23 protein-coding genes and 2 pseudogenes are annotated in these 25298 nt (G+C 63.5%); 18 read left to right on the top strand and 7 right to left on the bottom strand.

The features are described from left to right. The first annotated feature begins 238 nt into the window (after positions 1-238). The 3 genes from AC0L3C_RS25810 to AC0L3C_RS25800 all read left to right on the top strand — a co-directional run bounded on the left by AC0L3C_RS25810 (position 239) and on the right by AC0L3C_RS25800 (position 2626). Positions 239-772, top strand: a complete 534-nt coding sequence (locus tag AC0L3C_RS25810) for a cytochrome b (RefSeq protein WP_473409288.1) — start codon at positions 239-241, stop codon at positions 770-772. Positions 773-938: 166 nt separating this feature from the next. After that, the gene (locus tag AC0L3C_RS25805; RefSeq protein WP_473409287.1) at positions 939-1250 is read left to right on the top strand and encodes a hypothetical protein; all 312 of its coding nucleotides are present in this window, start codon (positions 939-941) and stop codon (positions 1248-1250) included. Further along, entirely contained in the window at positions 1232-2626 is a 1395-nt protein-coding gene (locus AC0L3C_RS25800; protein ID WP_473409286.1) for a cytochrome P450, read from the top strand. The genes AC0L3C_RS25805 and AC0L3C_RS25800 overlap by 19 nt, the downstream gene beginning before the upstream one ends. 142 nt (positions 2627-2768) lie before the next feature. Here the strand turns inward: AC0L3C_RS25800 and AC0L3C_RS25795 are convergent, their stop codons facing one another. After that, the gene (locus tag AC0L3C_RS25795; RefSeq protein WP_473409285.1) at positions 2769-3644 is read right to left on the bottom strand and encodes a ferritin-like domain-containing protein; all 876 of its coding nucleotides are present in this window, start codon (positions 3642-3644) and stop codon (positions 2769-2771) included. Positions 3645-3899: 255 nt separating this feature from the next. On the opposite strand from AC0L3C_RS25795, the gene AC0L3C_RS25790 reads away from it, so the two are divergent. From AC0L3C_RS25790 to AC0L3C_RS25745, 10 genes and pseudogenes are all read left to right on the top strand, one after another. Further along, positions 3900-6158, top strand: coding sequence for a 4Fe-4S binding protein (locus AC0L3C_RS25790; RefSeq protein WP_473409284.1), 2259 nt, complete (start codon positions 3900-3902; stop codon positions 6156-6158). 23 nt (positions 6159-6181) lie between these two features. Continuing rightward, positions 6182-8128: a TAT-dependent nitrous-oxide reductase gene (gene nosZ, locus AC0L3C_RS25785; RefSeq protein ID WP_473409283.1), complete on the top strand. Its 1947-nt coding sequence runs from the start codon at positions 6182-6184 to the stop codon at positions 8126-8128. A gap of 32 nt (positions 8129-8160) precedes the next feature. Next, a complete protein-coding gene (locus tag AC0L3C_RS25780; protein WP_473409291.1) occupies positions 8161-9501 on the top strand; it encodes a nitrous oxide reductase family maturation protein NosD in 1341 nt (446 codons plus the stop codon). Then, entirely contained in the window at positions 9498-10418 is a 921-nt protein-coding gene (locus AC0L3C_RS25775; RefSeq protein ID WP_473409282.1) for an ABC transporter ATP-binding protein, read from the top strand. Before AC0L3C_RS25780 ends, AC0L3C_RS25775 begins: the two co-directional genes overlap by 4 nt. Further along, positions 10415-11242, top strand: a complete 828-nt coding sequence (locus tag AC0L3C_RS25770) for an ABC transporter permease subunit (protein ID WP_473409281.1) — start codon at positions 10415-10417, stop codon at positions 11240-11242. Before AC0L3C_RS25775 ends, AC0L3C_RS25770 begins: the two co-directional genes overlap by 4 nt. Then, a complete protein-coding gene (locus AC0L3C_RS25765) occupies positions 11239-11811 on the top strand; it encodes a nitrous oxide reductase accessory protein NosL (protein WP_473409280.1) in 573 nt (190 codons plus the stop codon). Before AC0L3C_RS25770 ends, AC0L3C_RS25765 begins: the two co-directional genes overlap by 4 nt. Next, positions 11808-12803, top strand: a complete 996-nt coding sequence (locus AC0L3C_RS25760) for an FAD:protein FMN transferase (RefSeq protein ID WP_473409279.1) — start codon at positions 11808-11810, stop codon at positions 12801-12803. Before AC0L3C_RS25765 ends, AC0L3C_RS25760 begins: the two co-directional genes overlap by 4 nt. 87 nt (positions 12804-12890) lie before the next feature. Next, positions 12891-13229: pseudogene (locus tag AC0L3C_RS25755) on the top strand (c-type cytochrome); the annotation flags it as partial. A gap of 30 nt (positions 13230-13259) precedes the next feature. Beyond that, the gene (locus AC0L3C_RS25750; protein WP_473409278.1) at positions 13260-13490 is read left to right on the top strand and encodes a hexameric tyrosine-coordinated heme protein; all 231 of its coding nucleotides are present in this window, start codon (positions 13260-13262) and stop codon (positions 13488-13490) included. 100 nt (positions 13491-13590) lie between these two features. Continuing rightward, positions 13591-13854, top strand: a complete 264-nt coding sequence (locus AC0L3C_RS25745) for a hypothetical protein (RefSeq protein WP_473317913.1) — start codon at positions 13591-13593, stop codon at positions 13852-13854. A gap of 341 nt (positions 13855-14195) precedes the next feature. Here the strand turns inward: AC0L3C_RS25745 and ccoG are convergent, their stop codons facing one another. From ccoG to ku, 5 genes and pseudogenes are all read right to left on the bottom strand, one after another. Further along, the gene (ccoG, locus tag AC0L3C_RS25740; RefSeq protein WP_473409277.1) at positions 14196-15620 is read right to left on the bottom strand and encodes a cytochrome c oxidase accessory protein CcoG; all 1425 of its coding nucleotides are present in this window, start codon (positions 15618-15620) and stop codon (positions 14196-14198) included. 9 nt (positions 15621-15629) lie between these two features. Beyond that, a complete protein-coding gene (locus AC0L3C_RS25735) occupies positions 15630-15944 on the bottom strand; it encodes a metal-sulfur cluster assembly factor (RefSeq protein ID WP_473409276.1) in 315 nt (104 codons plus the stop codon). After that, on the bottom strand, positions 15941-16450 hold the full coding sequence (locus tag AC0L3C_RS25730; RefSeq protein ID WP_473409275.1) for a DUF2249 domain-containing protein: 510 nt from the start codon (positions 16448-16450) through the stop codon (positions 15941-15943). The genes AC0L3C_RS25735 and AC0L3C_RS25730 overlap by 4 nt, the downstream gene beginning before the upstream one ends. A 10-nt stretch (positions 16451-16460) precedes the next feature. Beyond that, the gene (locus AC0L3C_RS25725) at positions 16461-17798 is read right to left on the bottom strand and encodes a hypothetical protein (protein WP_473409274.1); all 1338 of its coding nucleotides are present in this window, start codon (positions 17796-17798) and stop codon (positions 16461-16463) included. Between the two features lie 272 nt (positions 17799-18070). Next, positions 18071-18994 (bottom strand): annotated as a pseudogene (gene ku, locus AC0L3C_RS25720) (non-homologous end joining protein Ku). 180 nt (positions 18995-19174) lie between these two features. Here ku and AC0L3C_RS25715 point away from each other — a divergent pair. Together AC0L3C_RS25715 and AC0L3C_RS25710 are read left to right on the top strand one after the other, a co-directional pair. Continuing rightward, positions 19175-19387, top strand: a complete 213-nt coding sequence (locus AC0L3C_RS25715) for a hypothetical protein (protein ID WP_473250460.1) — start codon at positions 19175-19177, stop codon at positions 19385-19387. Positions 19388-19410: 23 nt separating this feature from the next. Further along, positions 19411-19638 carry a hypothetical protein gene (locus tag AC0L3C_RS25710; protein ID WP_473409273.1) on the top strand — a complete coding sequence of 76 codons (228 nt, stop codon included), beginning with the start codon at positions 19411-19413 and terminating at the stop codon, positions 19636-19638. Between the two features lie 33 nt (positions 19639-19671). Here the strand turns inward: AC0L3C_RS25710 and AC0L3C_RS25705 are convergent, their stop codons facing one another. After that, on the bottom strand, positions 19672-20136 hold the full coding sequence (locus AC0L3C_RS25705) for a hypothetical protein (RefSeq protein WP_473409272.1): 465 nt from the start codon (positions 20134-20136) through the stop codon (positions 19672-19674). Between the two features lie 498 nt (positions 20137-20634). Here AC0L3C_RS25705 and ligD point away from each other — a divergent pair, with 498 nt between their 5' ends. The 3 genes from ligD (at position 20635) to AC0L3C_RS25690 (ending at position 25192) form a co-directional block, all read left to right on the top strand. Then, entirely contained in the window at positions 20635-22452 is a 1818-nt protein-coding gene (gene ligD / locus AC0L3C_RS25700; RefSeq protein ID WP_473250459.1) for a DNA ligase D, read from the top strand. Positions 22453-22457: 5 nt separating this feature from the next. Then, positions 22458-22955 carry a hypothetical protein gene (locus AC0L3C_RS25695; RefSeq protein WP_473409271.1) on the top strand — a complete coding sequence of 166 codons (498 nt, stop codon included), beginning with the start codon at positions 22458-22460 and terminating at the stop codon, positions 22953-22955. Positions 22956-23221: 266 nt separating this feature from the next. Beyond that, entirely contained in the window at positions 23222-25192 is a 1971-nt protein-coding gene (locus tag AC0L3C_RS25690) for a methyl-accepting chemotaxis protein (RefSeq protein ID WP_473409270.1), read from the top strand. Positions 25193-25298 lie beyond the last annotated feature (106 nt).

The raw sequence follows: 25298 nt of genomic DNA, 5'->3' as shown, positions 1-25298 counted from the left end.
CCGAGTGGACTTCGCGCCTGACGCTCGGAATCTTTGCCTTGGTCAATCTGGCGCTGCTTCGGATCAAGGCAGCCGAAGTGACTCGTCCTGCCGGCGTATTCTTCGTTCCGATGTGGGTGCCGGTCGCGGGACTGTTCACGACGGTTTCGCTGCTCCTCGTCGATCTCCTCGGATAGCGAGAAACGGCACCGAAGAGCCGGCGTTGTTGGCACGGCCAAACCGACCGGAGGACCCTAGAATGACCACCCTGTGCTTGCGCTACGGGAGGACCGCAAAAATCCTGCACTGGACGATCGTCGGTCTCCTGGCCGTGCAGTATCCGATCGGCTGGTTGATGCCGGACGTCCACCGCGGCCAGAGACCGGGGGCTCCGATGACCTTCCACGTCTCTATCGGCATCGTAATCCTTGCGCTTATCGTTGTGCGTTTCGTCTGGCGATTGACACATCCGGTTGCGCCGGAAACCTCGCTTGTGGCGTGGCAGCGCCTGAGCTCGGAGGTCGTGCACTGGATGCTCTACATTTCAGTGCTGGCGACGACCCTCACCGGCTGGCTGTTCGCGTCTTACCGCGGTTGGTCGCTGAAGTTATTTTACCTCGTTCCGCTGCCGATGCTCGCGTCCGACAACGCGGCCGCCGGAAAGGCTATCGACGGGCTGCACCAAGCGGCGGAGTGGTCGTTGCTTGCGCTGATAGGGATCCACGTGGCTGCCGCGCTGGCGCACATCTTCGTTTACCGCGACCGCGTGATGCAACGGATGCTCCCCGGGTGAGATGGAGCGGCTCGCGAGGAAAGCGTGCGGGGGACGACGATGCGGGTCCGGGCGGCTCGATCTGGAACCGCGGGAGTGCCCGCAGTGTTCCGGGTTAGGAACAAGTTGCCGTTTTTTCCTGTTGTTCCTTGTCGGCCTAACTGCCGGCGTTCGCAAGGAGGAAGATATGAAGCTCAGGCCGTTTGCTGCCGCAGGTCTCGTTTTAGCTTCCATGGCTCCGACCCTAGCGGCCAACGAATTCTACATCGCTCAGGATATGAAGACGAAGAAGTGCACGATCCTCGACAAGAAGCCGACCGCTACCTCCATGATCGTCGTCAGCCGGTCTGGCACCATTTACAAGACACGCGCGGAAGCGGACCGGCATGAAGACGGTCAAGGTCTGTTCATCCAACTGATGGACAATCGCCCGGAGGCGTCCACCTTCGCCCGACCCGGGCGCCGAACCGGCCCGCGCCCATGCTGGATCGCAGTCTGACCGATAGTGACTATCGACCGCCGGCTCCCGTGCCGCCGCCGAGGCGGCTCGGGCTGATCGAGATCATCCAGACCCTGAGAAGGAACCCTCTCGAATGCTGGAGCGCCGAGTTTTTCCGTGAACCGATTGCGAAGATCAGACTGCCCTTTGCCCGGGCATTTCTGGTTCACGACCCGGCCGCGATCAAGCGCGTTCTTCTCGACAACGCGGACAACTACCGCAAGGACCCAATCCAGCGGCGCATCCTATCCTCGGGCCTCGCCGATGGCCTGTTGAGCGTGGAAGGAAGGCGTTGGGAGGTGCAGCGCCGGACTTTGGCACCGCTATTCGCAAAGCGGACCGTCGCCTCCTTCAGCGAGGCGATGCTAACCGCGGCGGACGAGCTCGCGGGCAAATGGAGCCGCCTCGGCTACGGTACCGTGGTCGACGCTGCCGCCGAGATGACGTTGCTCACGCTCAAGGTCCTGGCCCTGACCATCTTCTCCGATGGGATCGGCGGAGACTTTGAAGAATTTCGCCTGGCCATGAACGCCTATTTCGGGGTCATCGGACGCATCGGCGCGCTCGATCTATTCGGCGTTCCGGAATTCGTGCCGCGCCCAGGGCGGGCGAGGCTGCGCCGGACGATGAGCTACTTCGAGCGCGTAATCGACGAGATCATCGAAGCGCGGCGCCGTCGACTTGCCTGCTCGGCCGGCAAGGACGATCCGAACGACATCCTGACACTGCTGCTCCGCACGCCCGATCCTTCGACGGGACAGCCGATGAGCGTCGCCGAGGTGAGGTCGAACATCCTCACGTTCCTCTCCGCCGGCCATGAGACGACTGCCAATTCGCTGGCGTGGTCGATCTTTCTGCTCTCGCAGGCGCCTGCGTGGCGGGCGCGCGTTCGAGAGGAAGCGGAGCGCGAATTGAGCGGCCCGACGGCCGGGCTGGCCGATCGGCTCCTGGTGACGCGGGCGGTCGTGGAAGAGGCCCTGCGGCTCTATCCGCCGATCACCGCGCTCAGCCGAATGTCCGAACGGCCGGACAATCTGGGATCTCATGAGATCGGCGCCCGGTCCCTGATCGTCATCGCACCTTACGTGCTGCATCGGCACGAGCGCCTGTGGGACCGGCCGGAGATGTTCGACCCGTCGCGCTTCTTGCCGCCGGCAAGAAGCGAAGTCCCTCGTTTCGCCTACCTGCCCTTCGGCGCAGGTCCCCGCACCTGCATCGGATCATCCTTTGCACTGCAGGAAGCGACGATCGTGTTGGCGGCGCTGATGCGACGCTTCGATCTGGACCTTCTCCCGGGCACCAAAGTCTGGCCACTGCAGGGGATTACGTTAAGGCCAACGAACGCCCTACCTATGCGCCTCCGGAAGTGTCCGTGAGGTAGAGCGTCCTCGAAGGGTGCCCGCCAGTATTCCGCCGGGAGGTCGTCCGCCGGTCCTACGGCCGGCACTGGCGAGGTTTTCTGGCCGATAGCGGGTGAGAAGGCGAGTTTCTGCAGTTGCTGCGTGCTGGGGAAGCGCCTCACTCGGAGCCAAGCGAACGCAGCCAGGCCAACCTCGAGATTGCTCTCTCCGCCAGGTGGTGCAAGGTTTCGACGGGCCGGGCGCCGTCTGAGCGCTCCGCGCCTTCGAGATAGGCGTCGGCCAGCGCCTCCGCGATCGTTTGCGCGTCCCGCTGCTCGAGCGCGCCCGGGAGGCTTCCAAACTCGCCAACCTCGTCTGCCATCCGCATCGTCTTTTCGAGGAGCTCGCGCGTGCGTACCGCAGCCGCGCCTTCCAGACGCCGCTCGAGAGACTCAAGGTGCGTCGCGAGACAAAGCTCAAGCCTTCGCGCTTGGATCCGCTCCGCGTGCAGGCGCGCTTCGTCTGGCCGCGCCCCGTCAGGCTCTCGATGATAGGCAAGGCGCCGTTCTTTCCGCAGGGTCGCGACGTGGCCGAGCTCCTCCTTGGCCATCGCCTCCGAAGCCTTCTTGATCTCGAGATCTTTCGAATACGCGGCCAGATAGGACCAGAAGGCGAAGGCGCGCTCCTCGTTGCGCACGGCCATCGCGAGCGCGCGGTAAGGGGTCATCAGGTTCGAAGCCTTGATTTCGGCTGCGGTGTCACTGTCGAACGTTGCGGGCGCCTCCCAGCGAACGAGGGCGGGATCCGGCCGCTTCCCTCGCCGCGACTGCGACCAGCGCTGCACGCTATCGACGTGTTCGCGCTCCGCCGCCGCCAAATCGGAGAAGACCGTCAGCAGGTCGACACGATGCTGACGTCGCATCTCTTCGGCGAGTTCCCCGTACTTGGTCGCGGCTTCCTGCTCCATAGCGTTAGCGAGCGCGAACAGTTCGTCGAGCGACTGCAGGGTCCCTGCCGGTTCCATCTTCAGGAGCGTCGTTCGCAGCAACGGCATGATCATATTCCTCGGCTGTTTGATGCAGCGCAAGTTGCGAGGCCATTCCTATCATTACATAGACCCTCTTGACGCAGCACGATTTGCGTTGGCTCAATCGATCCTCCTGTCCGGCGTCAACGACGACCCCGGGACATCAAACATCAAAATTCGAATGGAATGAGCGTGCTCGGGCAGAACCGTTCCGCTTTGAGGTACTCCATCGTCCGGAGTTTTTTCGCCCACAGACGGCCTGCATCTGCAGCAGCCTTCGCGGTGATTGTCGCGATCTGCGCGACGTTGTGGGCACATGCGGCGCTCGCGGCCGGCGATCTCGCAACCTATCTGCCGAAGGTCGCGCCCGCCGACTTCTTCCAAGGCGCCGACCGATTCGGTCCGCCGCAGGGAGATCCGCCGATTGTTCCGGTCTATCGCGGCGAGCAGCTGCAGGGATTCGTCTACCTCAATTCTCAGTTCGCCAACGCCACGGGCTATTCCGGCAAGCCGATCCAGGTTCTGATCGGCATCGACACCAAGGGCGTGCTCAAGGGGTTCAAGCTCGTCGAGCACAAGGAGCCGATTGTTCTCGTCGGGATTCCGGAGAAGAGGATCCTGGACGCCGTCAACAAGCTGATCGGCGCCGACATGGGCGAGGTGGCGCGCGGTGCCGCGCAGGCGCCCCAGGTCGACATCGTCAGCGGGGCTACGGTGACCGTCCTCGTGTTCGGCGACAGCATCGTCCGTTCCGCGACGAAGCTGATCAAGAGCGGCCGGCTCGGCGCCCAAGGCGATGTAGCCGCCGGCGCAGCGCCGCAAGCGTCGAAAGTGATTGATCCCGGAATAAGCGAGGTTCGCGATTGGCAGACGCTCCTCGGTGACGGCTCGGTCCGGCGGCTCTTCCTCTCGCTTGCGGATATCAACAAGGCATTCGAAAACACCGGCAGCGCCGCCGCCACCGCGCATCCGGAGGCAGGCGATCCCGACGACACATTCATAGATCTCTACGTCGCCGACGTCGCCGTTTCCACGATCGGACGCAGTCTGCTCGGAGACGACGGCTATCAACGGCTCGCGGCCCGCCTCAAGCCAGGCCAGCAGGCGCTCGTCGTCGCCGGAACCGGCCGCTACTCGTTCAAGGGAGCCGCCTACGTTCGCGGCGGAATCTTCGACCGTATCGAACTGGTTCAGGACACCAATAGCGTCCGCTTCCGCGACCGCGATCACACGCGGCTCGGCAGCCTTGCCGCCGAGGGTGCGCCCGACTTTCCGGAAATCGCTCTATTCACGGTGCCGCCTGAACTCGCGTTCGATCCGATTGAACCATGGGTGCTGCGGCTCCTGGTGCAGCGCGTGGTCGGCGCCCGGGACAAGGCGTTGGTCACCTTCGATCTCGGGTATACCCTTCCTGAGGCCTACCTGAAGCGCCAGGCGCCCCCGGCGCAGCCTCGACAGGCGGCAGCTTCGAAGCCATCGACGGCTTCCGTCGCCCAGTCGCGTGAAGTCGGCACGCCGCCGCCCGCGTCCGAGGAGGAGCCGCTGTGGATGCGGATCTGGCGCGCCAACACCGTCAAGGTCGGCTTGACTGTGGTGGCGCTCGGCGCGCTCACCCTCATCTTCTTTTTTCAGAACGTGCTGGTTCGGCGTCCCGCGGTGTACGTCTGGGTGCGCCGAGGCTACCTGCTCTTCATCCTTGTCTGGCTTGGCTGGTATGCGAACGCTCAGCTCTCGGTCGTCAACGTCCTGACCTTCGCGAATTCCCTATTGACCGGATTCAGCTGGGACTACTTCCTCTCGGCTCCCCTGATCTTCATCCTCTGGGCATCGATTGCGGCCGGACTGCTGTTCTGGGGCCGTGGACCGTTCTGCGGCTGGCTTTGCCCGTTCGGCGCCCTACAGGAATTGCTCAACAACGTTGCGCAAGCGCTCAAGGTGCCTCAATTCCGCGTTCCCTGGGGACTTCACGAACGTCTCTGGCCGATCAAGTACATCATCTTCCTCGGCCTGTTCGGCATGTCCCTCTATTCTACCGCCTTCGCCGAGCAACTCGCCGAGGTCGAACCATTCAAGACCTCCATCATCCTGAAGTTCGCGCGTGAGTGGCCATTCGTCCTCTATGCGCTGACCCTGCTCGCCGCCGGATTGTTCGTCGAGCGCTTCTTCTGCCGCTATATGTGCCCCCTTGGCGCGGCTCTGGCGATCCCGGGGCGTATCCGCATGTTCGAATGGCTGCGGCGCTGGCCGGAATGCGGCTCGCCCTGTCAGCGCTGCGCCAACGAGTGTCCGGTGCAGGCGATCCATCCGGAAGGTCACATCAACGTCAATGAGTGCATCTACTGCATGCACTGCCAGGAACTCTATTTCGACGACCACCGCTGCCCGCACATGATCCAGGTGCGGCTGAAGCGGGAAAAGCGCCAGGCGATGTCGTCGCCATCGATGCGCTCCGGCGGCAAGGGTCCGGACACGGTCATCACCGCCGGCGGGAAACCCGTCCGCGCGTCGCCCCACGACGCTATCAGTCCACCTGCAACCTGAAACCGAAAGCCGAGGAGACCATCATGAGCGACAACGAAAACGCAAAGGGCGTCAGCCGACGAACCCTGCTGGGGACCACGGCCGCGGCTGCAAGCGTTGGACTCGCCGGCGGAGCTGTGATGAAGGACGGCGGCTTCGTCTCGGTTGCCGACGCGCAGACTAAAGCTGGCGCGCCCAAGGCGCCGCCGGCGCGTCCGGCTGTGCAGAAGACGGAAGTCGCGCCGGGCGAACTCGACGAATACTATGTCTTCTTCTCGAGCGGCCAGTCCGGCGAGATGCGTATCGTCGGCCTGCCGTCGATGCGGGAACTGATGCGCGTCCCGGTGTTCAACCGCTGCAGCGCGACCGGCTGGGGACAGACGAATGAAAGCCTGAAGGTTCTGACAGAAGGATTGCAGCCGGAGACGCGCGAGTTTCTCAAGAGCCGCGGCGGCACCTACATGAACGGCGATCTGCATCATCCCCATATCTCGTTCACCGATGGAACCTATGACGGCCGCTACGCCTTCATGAACGACAAGGCCAACAGCCGCGTCGCGCGGGTGCGCCTCGACGTCATGAAGTGCGACAAGATCATCGAGTTGCCAAACCAGCACACCGTGCACGGCCTGCGCGTGCAGAAATATCCGCGCACGGGTTATGTCTTCGCCAACGGCGAGGACGCCGTTCCGTTGCCGAACGACGGCAAGATCCTCGACGACAGGAAGCAGTACCGTTCGATCTTCTCGGCGATCGACGGCGATACGATGAAGGTCGCCTGGCAGGTGATCGTCGACGGTAATCTCGACAACGTCGATGCCGACTACCAGGGCAAATACGCCTTCTCGACCTGCTATAACGCGGAGGAAGGCGTCACCCTCGCCGAAATGACCGCCAACGAGCAGGACTGGGTCGTCATTTTCAACCTGAAGCGGATCGAAGAGGCCGTGAAAAAGGGCGACTTCAAGGAAATGAAAGGCGTGCCGGTCATCGACGGCCGCAAGGGCTCACCCTACACGCGCTACGTTCCGGTTTCGAACAATCCGCATGGCATGAACACCGCTCCTGACGGGATCCACATCGTTGCGGCCGGAAAGCTCTCACCGACCGTCACCGTGATGGACGTGCGGCTGTTCGATCAATTGTTCGACGACAAGATCAAGCCGCGCGACGTCGTCGTCGCCGAGCCCGAACTCGGCCTCGGACCGCTGCATACAGCTTATGACGGGAAGGGCAACGGCTACACCACCCTGTTCCTCGACAGCCAGGTCTGCAAGTGGAACATCGACCTGGCCAAACGTGCGTTCAAGGGCGAGAAGGTCGATCCCATCATCCAGAAGCTCGACGTGCACTATCAGCCCGGTCACAACCACTCCTCGATGGGGCAGACCAAGGAGGCCGACGGAAAATGGCTGATCTCGCTGAACAAGTTCTCGAAGGATCGCTTCCTCAACGTGGGCCCGCTGAAGCCGGAGAACGATCAGTTGATCGACATCTCGGGCGACCAGATGAAGCTGGTCCACGATGGTCCGAGCTTTGCGGAGCCCCATGACGCCACCATCGTGCACCGTTCCAAGATCAATCCGATCTCGATCTGGGATCGCGCCGATCCGATGTTTGCGGATGCAGTCAAGCAGGCCAAGGCTGACGGCATCGACCTGGAAGGTGACTCCAAGGTCATCCGCGACGGCAACAAAGTGCGGGTCTACATGACCTCGACGGCTCCGGCGTTCGGGCTCGAGCAGTTCCAGGTCAAGCAGGGCGATCAGGTCACCGTCTACATCACCAATATCGACGCGGTCGAAGACCTGACCCACGGCTTCAGTGTCGTGAACTACGGCATCCAGATGGAGGTCGCACCGATGGCGACGGCATCGGTGACGTTCAGTGCCGATAAGCCCGGCGTGTACTGGTACTACTGCTCCTGGTTCTGTCATGCCATGCACATGGAGATGAAGGGCCGCATGTTCGTCGAGCCGAAATCGGTCTGATCGGGAGCGACGCCGTGCGTCTTTCGCTACACATGCTTCCGGCGGCGCTCGTCGCCGCCGGATTGGCCGGCTCTGCCAATGCGGAGATGCTGACGGCTGTGCCAGGCCAGCCGCTGCAAGCGTTGCTGGATCGTGCCCGCGACGGTGACGTGATCGAACTTGCTTCGGGAGACTACAGCGGTGCGATCCGGATCGATCGTCCCCTTGTGCTGGCCGGACACCCCGGCGCCGTGCTCGACGGCGGCGGTGCCGGTAACGTCGTCACGGTAACCGCGCCGGATGTGACCATCCGCGGCGTGACCGTCCGGGGCTCCGGCCGCGATCTGCAGGCGATGAACTCCGGGATCTTCCTGCAGAAGACAGCCGAACGTGCGAAGATCGAGGACAACCGGCTGGTCGGAAACCTCTTCGGCGTCTATGTGCATGGCGCCCGCGGCTCCCGCGTCGTCCGCAACGAGATCGAGGGATTGCGCGGCGGACGTCTCAGCGAGGCGGGCAACGGCGTTTCGCTGTGGAATGCGCCCGACGTCACCATCGCAAACAACACGTTCCGCTACGGCCGCGACGGCATCTTCTCGATCTCCAGCAGCAAGGACCGCTTCCTCGACAATCGCTTCGAGCAGGTTCGCTTCGCCGTCCACTACATGTACACAAACGACAGCGAAGTCAGCGGCAACGTTTCGATCGGCAACCACGTCGGTTACGCCATCATGTATTCGAACCGCCTGGTGATCCGCGGCAACTCCTCCGATCATGATCGCGACTATGGATTTCTCTTCAACTACGCGAACTATGCCCAGATCAACGATAACCGGGTCACGGGCGGCCCGCTGAGCCCGATCATACAGAGGACGGAGGACAGTCCAGACGACGAGCGAGGCATGCTTCCGCAGCCGAAACGGGAGAACGCTCTCAAGAGCGGCCCGGAGAAATGCGTGTTCATCTACAACACCAATCACAACAAATTCCGCAACAACTGGTTCGAACGCTGCGCCATCGGCGTGCACTTCACGGCCGGCTCCGAAGGCAACGAAATCACGGGCAACGCCTTCGTCGGCAACGCCAACCAGGTGAAATATGTCGGCACCCGGCACCTCGACTGGTCGATCGGGGGGCGCGGCAACTACTGGAGCGATAACCCGGCATTCGACCTGAACGGAGATGGTATCGCCGACATGGCGTACCGGCCGAACGACCTCATCGACCGCGTGCTGTGGACTGCGCCCGCTGCCAAGGTCCTGATCAACAGCCCCGCCGTCCAGGTGATCCGCTGGGCGCAGGCACAGTTTCCGGCACTGCTGCCGGGCGGCGTGGTCGACAGCCATCCGCTGGTGTCGCCACCGCAGAGCGCTGCGCCGAAGGAAGCGCGATGACCAGCACGGTACGCATCAGCGGCGTCACCAAGGCGTATGGCCAAATCAAGGCCGTACGCGACGCCTCGTTCACGCTCGATCGAGGCGAGCTGGTCGCCTTGATCGGCCACAACGGCGCCGGCAAGACCACGCTCATGAAGCTCATGCTCGGGTTGATCCGGCCGACCAGCGGCGCCATCGAGGTTCTCGGAGACAATCCCGCCGCCGGCGAATTCGCAGGCCGCCGACAGCTCGGCTATCTGCCGGAAAACGTCTCCTTCGATCCCGCTTTGACCGGCCGCGAGACGCAGGCCTTCTACGCCAGGCTGAAGCGAGAGCCGGTTGCCAAGGGCCTGGAGCTGCTCGACGCCGTCGGGCTGGGAGCCGCCAGCCACCGCCGGGTGAGCACCTATTCGAAGGGCATGCGTCAGCGCCTAGGGCTCGCGCAGGCGCTGCTTGGCCAGCCGCGCGTGCTGCTGCTGGACGAGCCGACCACAGGCCTCGATCCGGAGCTGCGACAGACCTTCTACGACATCATCGCGCGGCTCGCGGCCGGCGGCTCCACGGTGCTGCTGTCGTCACATGCGCTGACCGAGCTCGAGGAGCGCGCCGGCCGGGTCATCATCATGAATCGCGGCATCAAGGTCGCGGACGGATCGATCGACGAGCTGCGTCGTCTCGCCCGGCTGCCCACCAGGATCCGCCTCAAGGTGGCGGGCCTCGCGCCGAGCGAGATGCCGGGCTGGGCTCCGCAAGACGCGACCTGCCGCCGTCTGAACGGTCACATCGTCGAGATCGACGCCGCGCCGGAGCGGAAGATCGAGCTTCTGCATCGTGCGACGGCCGCCGGCAATTCCGTCGAGGACGTCGACGTGGTCCCGCCGACCCTCGACGAGCTCTATGCTCATTTCCTTCGGCAATCGGAGCAGGCGCCATGAACGTCCTGATCATCGCCGCCAAGGAAATCCACCAGGCCATCCGCAATCGCTGGGTGCTTGCCGCAACGCTCCTGCTCGCCGGGCTCGCCCTGTCACTGTCCTTTCTCGGCAGCGCACCAATCGGGAACGTCGGCGTCCGCACGCTGGACGTGGTCGTCGTCAGCCTGTCGAGCCTGACCATCTTTCTCGTTCCCCTCATCGCGCTGCTGATTTCGCACGACGCCATCGTCGGCGAGATGGAACGGGGGACGATGCTGTTGCTACTGAGCTATCCGGTCGCGCGATGGCAGGTGCTGCTCGGCAAGTTCCTGGGCCACCTCGCCGTCCTCGCATTTGCGACGTGCCTCGGCTACGGCGCAGCGGTCGGCGCGCTGGCGGCGACGGGCAGCCCGATCGACGGCGACAGTCTCCTGGCCTTCGCGGCGATGGTGGGCTCCTCGGTGCTGCTGGGCGCCGCCTTTGTCGCGATCGGATATCTGGTCAGCGCGCTGGTGCGCGACCGGGGAACGGCTGCCGGCGTCTGCATCGGATTGTGGCTGCTGCTGGTGTTGATCTACGACATGGCGCTGCTGGGCGTGCTTGCGCTCGATCAGGGACGCAGCATCTCCGCGGCCGCGCTCAACGCCATGCTCCTGTCGAATCCAACCGACGCCTACCGGCTGATCAACCTTACCGGATTCGCCAATGTCAGCACCTTCGCCGGCATGGCGGGCCTCGCTCAAAGCACATCCCTGACGATACCGGTCCTTCTGACCGCCCTGCTCTGCTGGACGCTGCTGCCACTGGGGCTGGCCGCGCTCGCCTTCTCGCGGAGGGAGCTATGAGGCGCCGAACGATACTTCTCGCCTTGCTCGTGCCGTTCGCGCTCGCGGGCTGCAACGACAAGCAGACTGCCAAGATCCCGCCGCCGCATCGGATGACGGCGGAGGACATCGGCCATTACTGCGGCATGAACGTGCTCGAGCACCCGGGACCGAAGGGCCATATCTTTGCCGCGAGGCTCATCGAGCCCGTGTGGTTCTCGTCGGTGCGAGACACCATCGCCTTTACCATGCTGCCCGATGAGCCCAAGGACATTTTGGCGATCTACGTGTCCGACATGGGCAAGGCGCCCGACTGGCACAAGCCCGGCGCAGACAACTGGATCGAGGCGCGCAAGGCGCTGTTCGTGATCGAGAGCGGGGCCAAGAGCGGCATGGGCGGAGACGAGGCCGTTCCATTTTCCGAGCGGGCGGCGGCGGAGAAATTCGCTGCTCAGAACGGCGGCAGGATCGTCGGTTTCGACGAGGTGCCGCGAGACTATGTCTTGGCGTCCGCGAATGTCACAGGCGCCATTGCGGCCGACGAAGCGGCGGAAGCGGCGTCGGGCGAACGATCGAGGAGGACGCCATGATGCCAACCCTGACGCGGCGACGCTTCATCCGGATCAGCGCGGCGGCAGCGGGCTTCGGCGCGCTGTCTTCAAGTCATCCCGCTCGTGCAGAGGTCGCGCCGGTCACCTGGCGCGGCACGATGCTGGGCGCGGTTGCGACGTTGGAGATCCACGACGAAGACCGCAGCCGGGCGGAGCGGCTGATCGCGCTGGCGTGCGCCGAGGCGCGGCGGCTCGAGCGGCAGTTCAGTCTCTACATGAAGGATTCCGCTCTCGCCGAACTGAACCGGACCGGCATCCTCGTCGGCCCCACCCCCGAAATGGTCGAACTGCTGACGGCCTCGCAGCGCTACTCGGCGCTGACCGAAGGCGCGTTCGATCCGACGGTGCAGCCCTTGTGGGAGGTCTATCAGGACCACTTTGCGCAAAAAGGGGCGGATCCCGCCGGTCCGCCGCCGGCGGCGATCCAGGCCGCGCTCCGGCGCGTGGGCCACCGCCGTCTGTCGGTCAGCCGCGACCGTATCGCGATGCCTCGCGGAATGACCTTGACCCTGAACGGGATCGCGCAGGGTTACGTGACGGACAAGGTCGTCGAGCTGCTACAGGCCCAGGGCATCTCGCAGAGTCTGGTGGACATGGGCGAGACCCGCGCCATCGGCGCGCGGCCAGACGGCCGCCCCTGGGAAGTGGGCGTCGCCGATCCGGAGGTCGCGAGCCGCACCGCCACGATCGTTCCGATCGTCGACCGGGCGGTATCCACCTCGGGGAGCTACGGGTTCCGGTTCGATGCCGAAGGCCGCTTCAACCACCTGTTCGATCCGGCGACCGGAGGCAGCGCCCATCGTTATCAAAGCGTGACGACCGTCGCTCGAAGCGCCATTGCAGCCGATGCACTCTCGACCGCGTTCAGCCTGATGCCGGAGGAGCGAATCCGTTCGCTGCTGCCATACGTCGGCGTCGATCGCGTGCATCTCATCGATGCTGCGGGCGTGTCATCCGAAATCACCGCTTGATCGATCGACTTCAATCCTAAGGAAAAGGAGAACTTGATGAACCGGACAGCACTTGTGGCCCTGTTTCTCGCAGCGGGTCTCGGCTAAGCCGGCGCCCAGGACGCCGCCGCGGGCGAGAAGGTCTTCGCCGTCTGCAAGGCCTGTCACCAGGTCGGCGACACCGCCAAGAACGTAGTCGGCCCGGTGCTCAACGGGCTGATCGGAAGGAAAGCGGGATCCGTCGATGGCTACAACTATTCCGAAGCCAACAAGAAGTCGGGCATCACCTGGGACGAGGCGACGTTCTCAGAATACATCAAGGATCCCAAGGCCAAGATCCCGGGCACCAAAATGGCGTTCGCCGGCATCAAGGACGAGCAGAAGATCAAGGACCTGATCGCCTACCTGCACACTTTCGACAAGGCGCCCGTCAAGCTGACGCAGTGAGCACTCCAGCCCCAACAAAGGATGCGGCACATGAGCGAAAATTGGCTACCGTCATTGAAGACCGATACACCCCAGGCCGGCTTCGAACTGGCCGTAAAGCTCTCACGAATGGCGGTGAAGATCACGCAGCCATCGGACGAGGTCCGTACGCGTCTGCGCGCGGCATATGAGCAGGACTCGGAGCAACTGATCGCAACATCCCACGTGGTGGCGGTCCACTTCCAGACGGTCGCCGCCGCCAACAATTGGTGGCGCTCATGAGACGCGGCCATCCCGCCTGCTCGGGAGCCGCCCGCACCGCACACCGGAACGCCTGCTCGCGTTCGCAGTTCACCCAGTCCAGGCACGAATAGGTGCAGCGATGAGAGGTCTCAGTACCGGTCAAATCGTCCTGCTGGTCGCCCTGGGCGCCGTATTGATCCTCACAGGCGTCTGGGCCGTGTCGGTGTGGAGTGCGAGCAGCGGCGTCGAGATGGGCAAGCACGGGTGGATCGCGTTGGGGCTAGGCACCTTCTTCTCGCTTCTCGTCGGGTGCGGGCTCATGGCCCTGATGTTCTTCAGCAGCCGCTCAGGTCATGACGACGCCGCCGATCCGTTCCGGCACCGGGAGCGCCGCGACCCGTAGTAGCCGTTGCCGCCGAGGGCCGCTCATGTCTCGGGGCCCACCGGCGCCTTCAGCGGACTATTTGCCCACTTGAGAGCGGCCGGGTCGTGCAGCGGATCGTCTTCGCAGCGCGAACAGACGTACTGATCGCGACCGCCCGCGCCGGGGGCAAGCTGCATAGGCCTCCCGCACGAAGGGCACGCCTTCCGGATCCCCTGAAGCACAGACATTTGTCTTCCCCCTGCCATTCAGCTTAGTTGCGCGCCAGCCTCCGGCACAAGGCCTTCGCCGAAGGCCGTCATGCGAAATGGACGCACAGATCTCCTAAGGGCGGGTGCCGCGCTGTGGCAGGACCGTCGAGCCTACCGCTCGACGAATCGATCCGTTGCCGAGAGCGCGCCGCCGGTCTCGTCACGCGCGGTGAACACGACATCCAGCTGCCCCGCTTGCGGAGCCGTCAAGGTCACTCGCAACTGCTCCGAGGCATCCGGCGCTACCTCGACGGGAGAGAGGCCCTCGTTGCCGACGATGGACAGCTTCGCGTCTATGCCGGCGACGGACAGCGTGTACCGATGGGCACTCGCCGACTTGTTGAGCAGCTTCACCGTGTAGGCATTGCGCACCGAGCCGTCCGACAGGCGGACTGCGACCGGATCGCGGTCGTGCTGGACCGAGAGCGTTGCGGTGGTCTTCGTGGCGAACGCAAGGCCGATCGTGCCCGCCAGCGCAATGCATGCCGCGGTCAAACCGATCGTCTTCGGCCGCAGCAGGCGGTTGCGGGGAGCCTCCTTGCTGCGCCCCCGCTCGATGTTGGTCCAGCTTTCGTAGTCGATCAGGCCGCGCGGGCGCCCGAGCTTCGTCATCACGCCGTCGCACGCATCGACGCAGAGACCGCAGTTGATGCAAGCGAAGTTCGGGCCTTCCCGTATGTCGATCCCGATCGGGCAGACAGCCACGCACTGGCCGCAATCCACGCAATCGCCTGCCGGCTCCCCCCGGAGGCGCAACTCGGCCGCCTTCTTCGCGGAAGTCCGCTGCTCGCCCCGGTAATCGCGGTAGTTCACCGTATAGGCTTCGGGATCCCAGATCGCACCCTGCAGGCGTGGCCATGGGCACATGAACGTGCAGACCTGCTCGCGCGCAAAGCCTGCCAGTCCGTACGTCGTACCCGCGAACACCGCGATCCAGGTGAGGGCGTTGGCCGATACCTCGCCCACGATCAGACCGCTGAGCAGATCGGGCGCGTCGGTGAAATAGAAGATCAGTGTGCCGCCCGTCGCCAGCGAGATCAGAAGCCAGGTCCCGTGCTTGGCGACGGTCTGGAGGGTCCGCTTCGCCGTGAGAGGCGCTCCGATGTCCTTGAGGCGCTGGCGCCTGTCGCCCTCGATTAAGCGCTCGACAAGCAGGAACAGGTCGGTCCAGACCGTCTGAGGACATGCGAAGCCGCACCAGAGGCGGCCCGCAAGCGCATTCGCAAGAATCAGGACGGTCGACGCGAGCACCAGAAGGCCGGTGACAAGATAAAGATCCTGCGGCCAGATCTCGACAAAGAACGCGTAGAGCCGCCCATTCGCAAAATCGAGCAACACGGCCTGGTCGGGCGCGTTCGGCCCGCGATTCCAGCGGATGAACGGCGTGACGTAGTAGATCGAGAGCGTCAGCAGCAGGATGGCCCATTTCAGCCTCCGGATCGGACCCTTGACGGCCTGCGGCACGACCGGCAGTCCGGCTGCCGCGGCGGCCCTGGCCCTGGTCTTCGCGTGATCGATCTCGATGGTGATCGCCATGGCCCGCCTTCAGTTCACAGCCGCAAAGCCGAGCGAGGCCCGGACTGCCAGCGCGATAAGGTCAGGCGTCCAGGCCGGCGCGAACGTCATTGTCACGTCGGCGGAGACGACCCCTGGGACGGCGGATGCCGCCGCCTGCGCCCCCTCCTTCAAGAAGGAGGTCGCTGGACATCCCGGCGTTGTCGCCGTCATCGTGATGCGGACTGCACCGCCTGCGACTGCAATATCGTAGACGAAACCGAGATCGACGATGTTTTCACCCAACTCGGGATCGATCACGACGCGTAGCGCCTCGCGGACGCGTTCGACCAGCTGGTCCGTCACGAGGGCGCCCTCACCGTGAGCTCGTAGGTAGCGCCATCGGGTGTGAATCCGCCGAGCCAGCGGAAGCCGCGCTTTTCGAGCTGTGGAAACAGGAACACTGGCTCTCGCCGCAGCAGCGCCGCGAGCGTCTCGCCGGGGCCGAGCTGATCGGCCGCGGCCAGAATCCGGACCATCGGCTCTGGGGGCTCGAGGTCGCGATTGTCCAGTTTGACGCGGGGATCAGGCCAGGCACCGAAGTCGAAGCCATTCGAGGGGGCAGCAACTTGGGCCGGCTTCGCTGCCGCAGGCGTGAACAGCACTTCCCATTCGCCGCCTTCCATCGCGCTCGCCGAATGAGCGAAGCCCTTGTCGGCCATCACGGCGAACAGCGGGACCGGCTTGAAGGTGGCGTAAAGGCGCAGGCCCTGCCCTTCTTCCAAACGCTCGAGCGCAGCCATGATGGCCGAAAACGGCTCGCCCCCGGCGCGCAGGATCGGACGGACATCGACTTCCAGGTAAGCGGTCATTGCGATCTCCTCAGGTTTTGGCGAACAACAGATGCGGCGCGACAGCGCCGGCCGGCAGGCGCAGCGGCAATGCCACATCTTCCAGTCGCCGAATTCGAATGATTTCGTGAATGATGCCGACGACGCCAACTGTCATCGCGGCCGCGGCTATCCGGAACGCGCTCGGTTCCCCCGTCAGAAGGGCGAGCGTTCCTGCCCAGACGGCGAGATAGTAGATCGCAAACCACTTCGTCGCCCTCTGCTCTGCGGCCAGATCCTGGACGCGGGGCGTCGCCGCTCGTCCCATCACCGGGCCGTAGGTCTCGAGCCAGGTGAGAAAGGCGACGATCTTGTAGAGCTTGGCGAGCACCAGGCCGGACAGCCAGCCGAACACCGTGAGGAACGCGAACGCGCCCAAATGCAGGGGCAGCGTCCCTATCGAAGCGAGCGCGATCCCCAGCACGGCCGTCCCTCCCAGGCTTGCGAACGACAGCATTGCCATCCGTATGTTCAGCTCAAGGCGACGTCGCTTGCGGCTCCTGAAGACACCGGCAACGTCGCGCCCGTAGAGCGCGGCGCATGTCAGGCCGAGAAGTGCGGCGACAGAAAGCACGGCATTCAGTCCTATCCCGAGCCCGATCGCGAACGCTCCGCCACCAACGGCTGCTGCGACCGCGAGCCCGCCGGCCGCGAGCGTCTGGCGACTCTGGCGGTCCTCCACGTCCGGAGCCAACATGAACATGGAGAGCAGTCGATAGCTGACGCCCATGGCCGTCAACGTAAGCCAACCGCCCAGTCCGGCGATCGCGTGCAGCGGGATGCCGCGCTCCATGACGGCCTCGCCAATCCTTCCCGCCGATCCGCCCAGCGCGAACGCGAACACCGCACCGAACGCGACGGTCGCGGAAAGAGACGCGAGGCCCGCGAGGACGAACCGAGCCGGCCCGGTCGGGCGCCGCCAAGCCGTCAAGCCGAGATCCACAACGACGAGCCCGAAGCCGGCGACTAGCAGCACGGCCCCGAGCGGTAGAAGCCAAGGGGCGGAAGGCAGGCGGCCACTCAGCGCCATGAACCCGGCGAGCAACGCGATAAGCCCCGCGGTCAGCAAGCCCAATGCTGGCAAGGCCAGTCTTTCGGAGAAGAGGGGCTTGACGAGGAGGACGGGAACGAACTGAAAAAGCGCTCCGCACATCGCGGTGCTGAGCCAGCCGACGCAGATCACATGCACCAGAATCAGCGTGTCCGGTGCCGCGACGTCCGTCGCAGGATGGCCGATGCCGAGAGTCATCAGCGCGAGCGCGGCAAGCAACCAGGTCAACGCCGCGGCGAAGTAGGCCATGGTCCACCGGGAGATATTGCCGCCGATCATGATCGTCTCTTCATCCGCTCGGTAGGGCGCGGAACGGCGCGCCTCAAGAGCCCGGCGCATCCGGTGTAAGCGATGGCGGTAAGCTAATCGAAGCCCCGCGCAGATCTTTGCGATGTCGCAAAGACCGCGAAGGTTCCGCAGCGCAATATGCGCATGTCGAAATATCGGAGTACGATGGATGAGGAATTTCGAGAGACTTCGGACACGCGTCCGAGTTCCCGTGAACGAGGTTGATCTTCACGAGCTCGAACTCCTGCGGCCGACCGGACGTACTAGGCCGACTTCCGCCGCGCTCCCGCGACCGGCTTCTTCGCTGCGATCTCCTTCGCCGACTTCTTGCCCGCGATCGGCATGAGCATTTCCTTCTGGCCGGCCGCCGCCTTCCGCGGCTTCTTGGCGGCCTTGCTCGCCTTCACCGGCGCGGCGTCCTGACCCACGCTTCGGCGCAGCGCCTCCATCAGATGGACCACGTTGGTCGCCGCCGGCTTGTCTTTCGGCGTGATCGCCTCGCCGGCGCGCTTCTGGTTGATGAGCTCGATCAGCGCGGACTCGTAGTGGTCCTCGAACTTCTCCGGCTCGAAGCTGCCCGCTTCTGGTTCACGATGTGCCTGGCGAGATCGAGCATATCCTTCGTGACCTTCACATCCTGAATCTCGTCGAAATACTCCTGCTCGCTGCGCACTTCGTACGGATACCGGAGCAGCGTGCCGACAAGACCCTTTTCCATCGGCTCCAGCGCGATGATGTGCTCGCGGTTGGTCAGCACGACCCGGCCGATGGCGACCTTGTCCATTTCGCGAATGGTCTCGCGGATCACGGCGAAGGCGTCGTGCCCGACCTTGCCGTCCGGACGGATGTAGTAGGGCCTAACCAGATAGCGCGGATCGATGTCGCTGCGCGACGAACTCGTCGATCTCGATGGTGCGCGCGGATTCCAGCGCGATCTCCTCGAGCTCCTCCTTGGAGACCTCGATGTACTGGCCCTTCTCGAGCTCGTAGCCCTTCACGATGTCCTCGTTCGGGACCTCGTCGCCGGTGTCGGCGTCGACTTTCAGGTACTTGATACGATGGCCGGTCTGCCGGTTGAGCTGGTTGAAGGAGATCTTCTCGCTTTCCGACGTCGCCGGGTAGAGCGCCACCGGACAGGTGACGAGAGACAGCCGAAGGAAGCCTTTCCAGTTCGCGCGGGGGGCCATGATTAAGCAACACTCCAGGTACGGGGACTTGGAGTCAAGACGAACGGCGCGACACAGTTCCGACACTGCCCGCAGGCGTCCACCGCCAAATTGAGGCCACCCGGTCAAGCGCCTGGCAGACGTGGCGGGCAGTCTTGACTCTTACGAACAAAATGAGAACATGCCGCGATGACCCAACCCATGGCATCCGAACCGGCCAGCTTCGACCTGGAGGACGCCGCCGACCAGGCGATTGCGGCCTGTGGGGGCGACGCCCGGGAAGCTCTCAAGGCGCTCATCATCGCGAATGGCTTCCTGGAGGCGCAGGTCGAAGAGCTGCGGGCTTCGATTTCTGCCGGCTATTCGCGCGGCCGGTTCGACGTACCGCGCGACCGGAAGGATTGGTACGACTGACATGCCCGCGGTGACCCTACTATGTGGCTCTGCCGTTCATTCCTTCGGATGACGGTGTCGCTGCCGGCGAAGCCGTCGAATGCTTCGATCCCAACGCCGCCGTGATGAAAGCCGCGGCGCTTTCGCGAAAGCCCGGCATTGTCGGCGCGGTGGCCTTCAGCCGCAGCGGGGATCCGGCTACGGGCGAATTCGGAGACGCAACCGTGATCCGCAAGTTCGGCGACGTGCCGGAGGACCTGAGCACCTTGTGAAGGGATGCGCGGAGGAAGTGCCGCGCGAGCCAACTACCTTCCGCTGAGCGACAGACTCATTCGAGTGACGATGTTGTCCCAGGCGTGCTCTTCCTCGGCGGGATAGTCGATCAACACGCAATGGATCAGCCGCCCCGAGAAGTTGCAGCGGTTGTACCAGACCTTGTCGCCCTTGTAGCTGGAGACCGCAAAGAACCGTGGTGTCACTCGCTTGTACTGAATGCGTGAAGGCGGGTGCTTTTTCGCGAGAAAGGCCGCGGGTGAATCGTTCTCGACGTTGGGCGCGGCCTGGATCGTGATGTCGGCACGCCCGTCGGCGGTTCGGAACCGTTGCCCGTAGCCGTCGGGTCGGCCAGCTTCTTCCGTGAATATTGAAGATGGGAAATCCATCGAGGTGCCGGTCTGGGGAATGGTGTATTTGGTCCATCGCACCGGCTGCGCCGAGACCGTCGCTGTCGAGACGACAAGTGCCAATGCGAGAGCGCTCGTCGATTTCATCGCACTTCCCTCCGACTACCAGGGAGCAAAAGCCGGAAGTCAATTACGTTCCAGTCGCCCGATGCTGTGGATTGAAAGCGCGCGAGCTACTCACCTTGCTCGTGGCAATCATTGGGATCGAGCCTGGTCAGTCTGATCTCGCCGCCGGGCGAGAACCCGGCACCTCGAAAGGCGACGGTGATAGGACCCCCGCTGCTTCGGCCGCGTTGTGTCAGGCAGCGCGCAGCAGGGACGTTGGTCGACGGAGCCGGCCGGCCTCCTCCGCCTGGCACCTCGGACACCTGACTGGATTTCGCGTAGCGCGAAAGCAGACCTTTGGATGTTTGCCGCCATAGGCCATGCACCGCATTGGGGACATTTCTCCAGCAGGGTCTTCCGATTCTATCATCGCACCGCTCCTACCCGCGCCCACAGCCGCCAACGCTCGGAGACAACCCGCGTTCCGAACGGGTCCTCAGCGAGACACGGAACGAATCAGGGCGACGGCGTTGAATCGGCATGTGTGCCGTGGCGTTGCGTCAGTCTCGTTCGGGAGTATCGCGTGTCCACGGCGCCATCAAAGTTGCTATCCCTGGTTACATCGAGCCGTGTGATCCCACATTGCGGGAGAAGCCGCCTCGCGGCGAAGAGTGGGTCTACGAGATCAAGGCCGACGGTTACCGTGCGCAACTGCATCTTGAAGCTCGCGACATCAAAGTCTATTCGCGCACGGGCCTAGATTGGACCGAACAGTTCTCCTCGATCGCAGCGAGCGCCGAGCTGCTCAAGGCAAACAGCGCGATCATCGACGGCGAAGCGGTGGTGTACGGCAGTGGCGGCTTGCCAGACTTCCAGCAGCTCAGGAGAGAGCTCGGCCGAAAGCGCAGCAAGCGTGTGCGGTACCACGCCTTCGATCTCCTGTACCTCGACGGCTACGATCTGCGTGGCGCCGCGTACGAGGACCGCAAGCGCCTGCTGCAGCGGCTCCTGAAGGACGCACCCGAAACCTTTATGTACGTTGAAGCACTGGCGGCGGACGGCAACGAGGTCTTCGAGAAAGGGTGCAAACTGGGGCTCGAAGGCCTGGTCGCCAAACGGCTCGGTGAACCCTATCGCTCAGGGCGGCAGGAGAGCTGGATCAAGCTCAAGTGCAAGAAGAGCGAGACCTTTCCGGTCGTCGCGTTCGTGGAGAAATTAGGCGCGCGTCCGCGCAAGGTGGCCTCGCTCTACATCGGCCGGCGCGAGAATGGCAAGCTGCTCTACGCCGGCAAGGTGCGTACCGGCTACACCGAGACGACGGCGCGCGAACTGCGCGAGCGGCTTGATCCATTGATCCGCAAGGCTTCTCCGCTCGATCTGGCGGTCAAAAAGCCGAAGGCGACCTGGGTAGAGCCGACCCTTGAAATCGAGGTTCAATATGGCGCGCGGACCGATGATGGCTTGCTCCGAGAGGCAGTATTCAAGGGCTTTCGCGATGATCTTGCGGTGCGCAAGGTTAGGGCGCCGCGACTGGTGCCCTCCGTGGCCGGCCGGCCGAAGCTGGGCGTGCCCCGAGAGAACATTCTGCAGCTTCTGCCCGAAGCGGTTGCGCCCTCGAAAGAACAACTCGCCGACTACTGGCGCAGGGTGTGGAAGAAGGCGCTGCCGCACCTCGAGCAGCGGCCGCTCAAGCTGGTGCGTCACGTGCACGGCACGACCTTCTATCACAAGGGGCCGCTGCCGAAGGACATCCCGGCCGCCGTGCACCAGCTCCGCATTCAGAAGCGCGAGGGCGGCCAAGGCACTCGCCTGTGGGTCGACAGCCTCGATGGCCTCCTTGGGCTGGTCCAGATCGGGGCTGTCGAGCTGCATCCGTGGAATGCGACCGTCGAAGACTTCGAACATGCCGACCGCATCGTGATCGACCTTGATCCCGGCGAGGGTGTCACCTGGGAGGCCGTCGTGGAGACCGCGCTCGAGTTGCGCACGCTGATGAAACGAGAAGGTTTTGAGACCTGGCCCAAGCTCAGCGGCGGTAAAGGCATCCACCTGATGGCACCTCTGGATCACCCGGTGCTGCACGACAAGGCGCATCGGGTTGCGCATCAGCTGGTCTCAGTTTTCGCGGCGCGCCATCCAGGCCGCTACCTGCTGTCCGCCCAGGCAAAGCGTCGCGATCGCATCTTCCTCGACTATCTGCGCAACGGCCGCGGCACCACCGCGATCGGGACGTATTCCCCGCGAGTCCGAGAGGGATTTCCGATCGCTGCGCCCGTGACCTGGAAGCGGATCGAGAGCGGGATCGCGCCGAACGCCTTCACCATGGACAGTCCATTCCGCGCCAGGTCGAGGAGGTGAGCCACATGTCGGATGCATTTGATCGATGGGTGGAATGGTGCTCAAAGCTGCCGGGCGACAGGCGCGGCATTCCTGCCGAACTCTACGCCGCGGTGATGTCCCTGCCTGAGGCCGATCATTCCGACCGGCAGAGGGTGAACGAGGCCGTCCGCCACCATGACGAGGCTCGCCGCGAGGGAAGAACCGTTTGGCTCTACCTCGACGATTACCAGGACGGCAGAACGCACGCGGCAGGCGAGCCCGGATGGATAAAGGTATTTGCGTCTGCCGACGTCGCCGACAGGTGGTTCAGGGAAAATGACCCTGAAGGCGTGGCCTGGGAATACGAAGTGAACGGCGGCCCAGCCGCAGGATCGGTTTGGCTCTACTCGCCGGATCCGGCCTCCCGGGACGTCGGGGACGTCGATTGGGTCAGGCTCTTTGCTTCCAAAGAGAGTGCGAAGAAATGGGTTGAGGCCGACGAGCCCAAACGCGACATTTGGGAGTACCCTGTTCAGGAGTGACGCGGATGTCGGTCCACGCGTAAGCCTACGCTAGGACCTGTACTCACCCCGGCTTACCAGCGCAAAGCGGAAGCTCCGACTATGAGCGGAACCGGCGAGTGTGTTCATGCCGTCTGTCGGTGCCAAGCCAGGCAGGGCAACGTCGCGAGATCATCCGTAGAAGTACGGCAGCCCGCTTTCGTTTACGCTTCCTTTCTGGAAGGCACCGCATTTTACAAGGGAAACCAGATACTTGCTCTCATTTCCGGCTACTTTAGGGTGTATTCATGACGGGTCTCTCGCTGCGACTGAGCCATAAGATATTGCTCATCGGGATCGTCGGCATCGCCGGACTAATCGTTTTCGGCGGCATCTATCTGAACGGTAATGCTTCGCAGGAAGCAGCGCGAACGGTCGCTGAAGAGGCTCGTAAGGTTTCCACGCTGAACGATAAACTTGGGCGGGACTTGTTAAATGCGCGCCGGGCCGAGAAGGACTTTCTGCTTCGGCGCGACGAGGAGACCTCCAAGCGCCACGCCGCATTGACGACGACCATCAACAGCGACATCGATCACCTCGGCAAGGCCGTCAGGATTGGCGAGTTCGCCGCTCTGGCCGAAACAATTGCTGTGCTTGCGCAAGGTTTTACCGAATATACCAAGCAATTTTCTGCGCTGGAGCAGCACGAAGGCAAGCTTGGTTTGAACGAAAAGTTGGGGCTCAGTGGAGCGCTGCGCAGTTCGGTACATGATATTGAGGCGAAGCTGACGCAGCTGGACAACTCGAAGTTGGCCGCGGGCATGCTGATGATGCGTAGGCATGAGAAGGATTTCATGCTCCGTCGCGACCGCGTCTATGTCGATCAATTCGAGAAAAGCGCCAACGAATTTGCCAAGGCAGTACAAACATCCGATCTCGCTCCGGCGATGAAGGGTGACATCGAGAGTAAACTTCAAAAGTATCGGGCCGACTTCAATGCCTGGGCCGACGGCGCACAGCAGGCGGCCGCCAGTGCAATCGCCATGTCCAAAGCTTATGCACAGATGGAGCCGCGGATCGAACAGATCGCAACCGACATCGAGCACCGGTACAACGCGGCTCAGGCCAAAGAGACGGAAACGATTGCGAGCATCAAGCGCTGGATGCTGATAACCTTGGCCCTCATGGTACTGGTCGTCTCGAGCCTCTCGCTGACGATCTCCCGGGCGGTCACCAAAGCCATCGTGTCCATGGTCCAAGCCATGGTCCGACTTGCGAAGGGTGATATGACCGTCGCCATCCCCGGCGTCGGCCGCCATGACGAAATCGGCGAAATGGCCGGTGCCGTCGACGTCTTCAAATCCAACATGATCGAAGCCGAGCGCCTGCGGGCGGAACAAGCGGACAGTGCGCGACGCCAGGCCGAGCAGCGCAAGGCGGATATGAACCGTTTGGCGAGCGAGTTCGAGGCGGCGGTTGGCGAGATCGTCGAAACCGTGTCCTCGGCATCCACCGAGCTCGAAGCATCGGCAGCAACGCTGACAAAGACGGCGGAGCACGCCCAGGATCTTGCAACCAACGTCGCTTCCGCTTCGGAGGAAGCTTCAACCAACGTCCAGTCGGTCGCTTCTGCAACAGAAGAGCTGACATCCTCAGTGACCGAGATCAGCCGGCAGGTTCAGTCTTCAGCACGTATGGCCACTGCAGCCGTGGGCCAAGCCAGGACTACAACAGCAAAGGTCAGCGAGCTTTCGAAGGCCGCCGCCAAAATCGGAGACGTAGTAGAGCTGATCAACACCATTGCCGGGCAGACGAACCTGTTGGCCCTCAACGCGACCATCGAGGCTGCGCGCGCCGGCGACGCGGGCCGCGGTTTTGCCGTCGTCGCCTCCGAAGTTAAGGCGCTGGCCGAGCAGACAGCCAAGGCAACCGGCGAGATCGGTCAGCAGATCGGCAGCATCCAGTCGGCCACCGACGAATCCGTGCAGGCCATCAAGGAAATCTCGGGCACCATTGAGCTATTGTCCGAGGTGTCATCGACCATTGCCGCCGCCGTCGAGGAGCAAGGCGCCGCGACCCAAGAGATTTCACGCAACATCCAACAGGCCGCGCAGGGCACGCAACTGGTCTCGTCAAATGTTACAGAAGTTGAGCACGGGGCAGCTGAGACCGGTTCTGCATCTACACAGGTGCTTGCGGCAGCACGCTCCTTGTCGACTGAGAGCAACCGGCTGAGGAGCGAACTCGATCGCTTCCTGCTCACTGTGCGAGCGGCCTGACCCTGCTCCCCATCGACTTCACGTCTGCATGGCGGCGACCAGCCGTCCTGCTGAACCCGCCCGTCTGAGATACGTGCCGAAAAATCCCGCCGGAACGTGAAGAATG

The organism is Bradyrhizobium sp. WSM4872 (genome assembly GCF_055811715.1).
The sequence above is the reverse complement of the archived record's forward strand: the minus strand, read 5'-3'. Positions and strand labels throughout refer to the sequence as shown.

Bases quoted from the DNA above. Each gene is read 5' to 3' on its own strand.
- AC0L3C_RS25730 (WP_473409275.1), bottom strand. From the start codon at position 16,450: ATGACCGCTTACCTGGAAGTCGATGTCCGTCCGATCCTGCGCGCCGGG.
- AC0L3C_RS25725 (WP_473409274.1), bottom strand. From the start codon at position 17,798: ATGATCGGCGGCAATATCTCCCGGTGGACCATGGCCTACTTCGCCGCG.
- AC0L3C_RS25800 (WP_473409286.1), top strand. From the start codon at position 1,232: ATGCTGGATCGCAGTCTGACCGATAGTGACTATCGACCGCCGGCTCCC.
- AC0L3C_RS25770 (WP_473409281.1), top strand. From the start codon at position 10,415: ATGAACGTCCTGATCATCGCCGCCAAGGAAATCCACCAGGCCATCCGC.
- nosZ (WP_473409283.1), top strand. From the start codon at position 6,182: ATGAGCGACAACGAAAACGCAAAGGGCGTCAGCCGACGAACCCTGCTG.
- AC0L3C_RS25765 (WP_473409280.1), top strand. From the start codon at position 11,239: ATGAGGCGCCGAACGATACTTCTCGCCTTGCTCGTGCCGTTCGCGCTC.
- AC0L3C_RS25690 (WP_473409270.1), top strand. From the start codon at position 23,222: ATGACGGGTCTCTCGCTGCGACTGAGCCATAAGATATTGCTCATCGGG.
- AC0L3C_RS25775 (WP_473409282.1), top strand. From the start codon at position 9,498: ATGACCAGCACGGTACGCATCAGCGGCGTCACCAAGGCGTATGGCCAA.
- AC0L3C_RS25715 (WP_473250460.1), top strand. From the start codon at position 19,175: ATGGCATCCGAACCGGCCAGCTTCGACCTGGAGGACGCCGCCGACCAG.
- AC0L3C_RS25810 (WP_473409288.1), top strand. From the start codon at position 239: ATGACCACCCTGTGCTTGCGCTACGGGAGGACCGCAAAAATCCTGCAC.
- AC0L3C_RS25705 (WP_473409272.1), bottom strand. From the start codon at position 20,136: ATGAAATCGACGAGCGCTCTCGCATTGGCACTTGTCGTCTCGACAGCG.
- AC0L3C_RS25760 (WP_473409279.1), top strand. From the start codon at position 11,808: ATGATGCCAACCCTGACGCGGCGACGCTTCATCCGGATCAGCGCGGCG.
- AC0L3C_RS25805 (WP_473409287.1), top strand. From the start codon at position 939: ATGAAGCTCAGGCCGTTTGCTGCCGCAGGTCTCGTTTTAGCTTCCATG.
- ligD (WP_473250459.1), top strand. From the start codon at position 20,635: ATGTGTGCCGTGGCGTTGCGTCAGTCTCGTTCGGGAGTATCGCGTGTC.
- AC0L3C_RS25780 (WP_473409291.1), top strand. From the start codon at position 8,161: ATGCTTCCGGCGGCGCTCGTCGCCGCCGGATTGGCCGGCTCTGCCAAT.
- ccoG (WP_473409277.1), bottom strand. From the start codon at position 15,620: ATGGCGATCACCATCGAGATCGATCACGCGAAGACCAGGGCCAGGGCC.
- AC0L3C_RS25745 (WP_473317913.1), top strand. From the start codon at position 13,591: ATGAGAGGTCTCAGTACCGGTCAAATCGTCCTGCTGGTCGCCCTGGGC.
- AC0L3C_RS25795 (WP_473409285.1), bottom strand. From the start codon at position 3,644: ATGCCGTTGCTGCGAACGACGCTCCTGAAGATGGAACCGGCAGGGACC.
- AC0L3C_RS25695 (WP_473409271.1), top strand. From the start codon at position 22,458: ATGTCGGATGCATTTGATCGATGGGTGGAATGGTGCTCAAAGCTGCCG.
- AC0L3C_RS25750 (WP_473409278.1), top strand. From the start codon at position 13,260: ATGAGCGAAAATTGGCTACCGTCATTGAAGACCGATACACCCCAGGCC.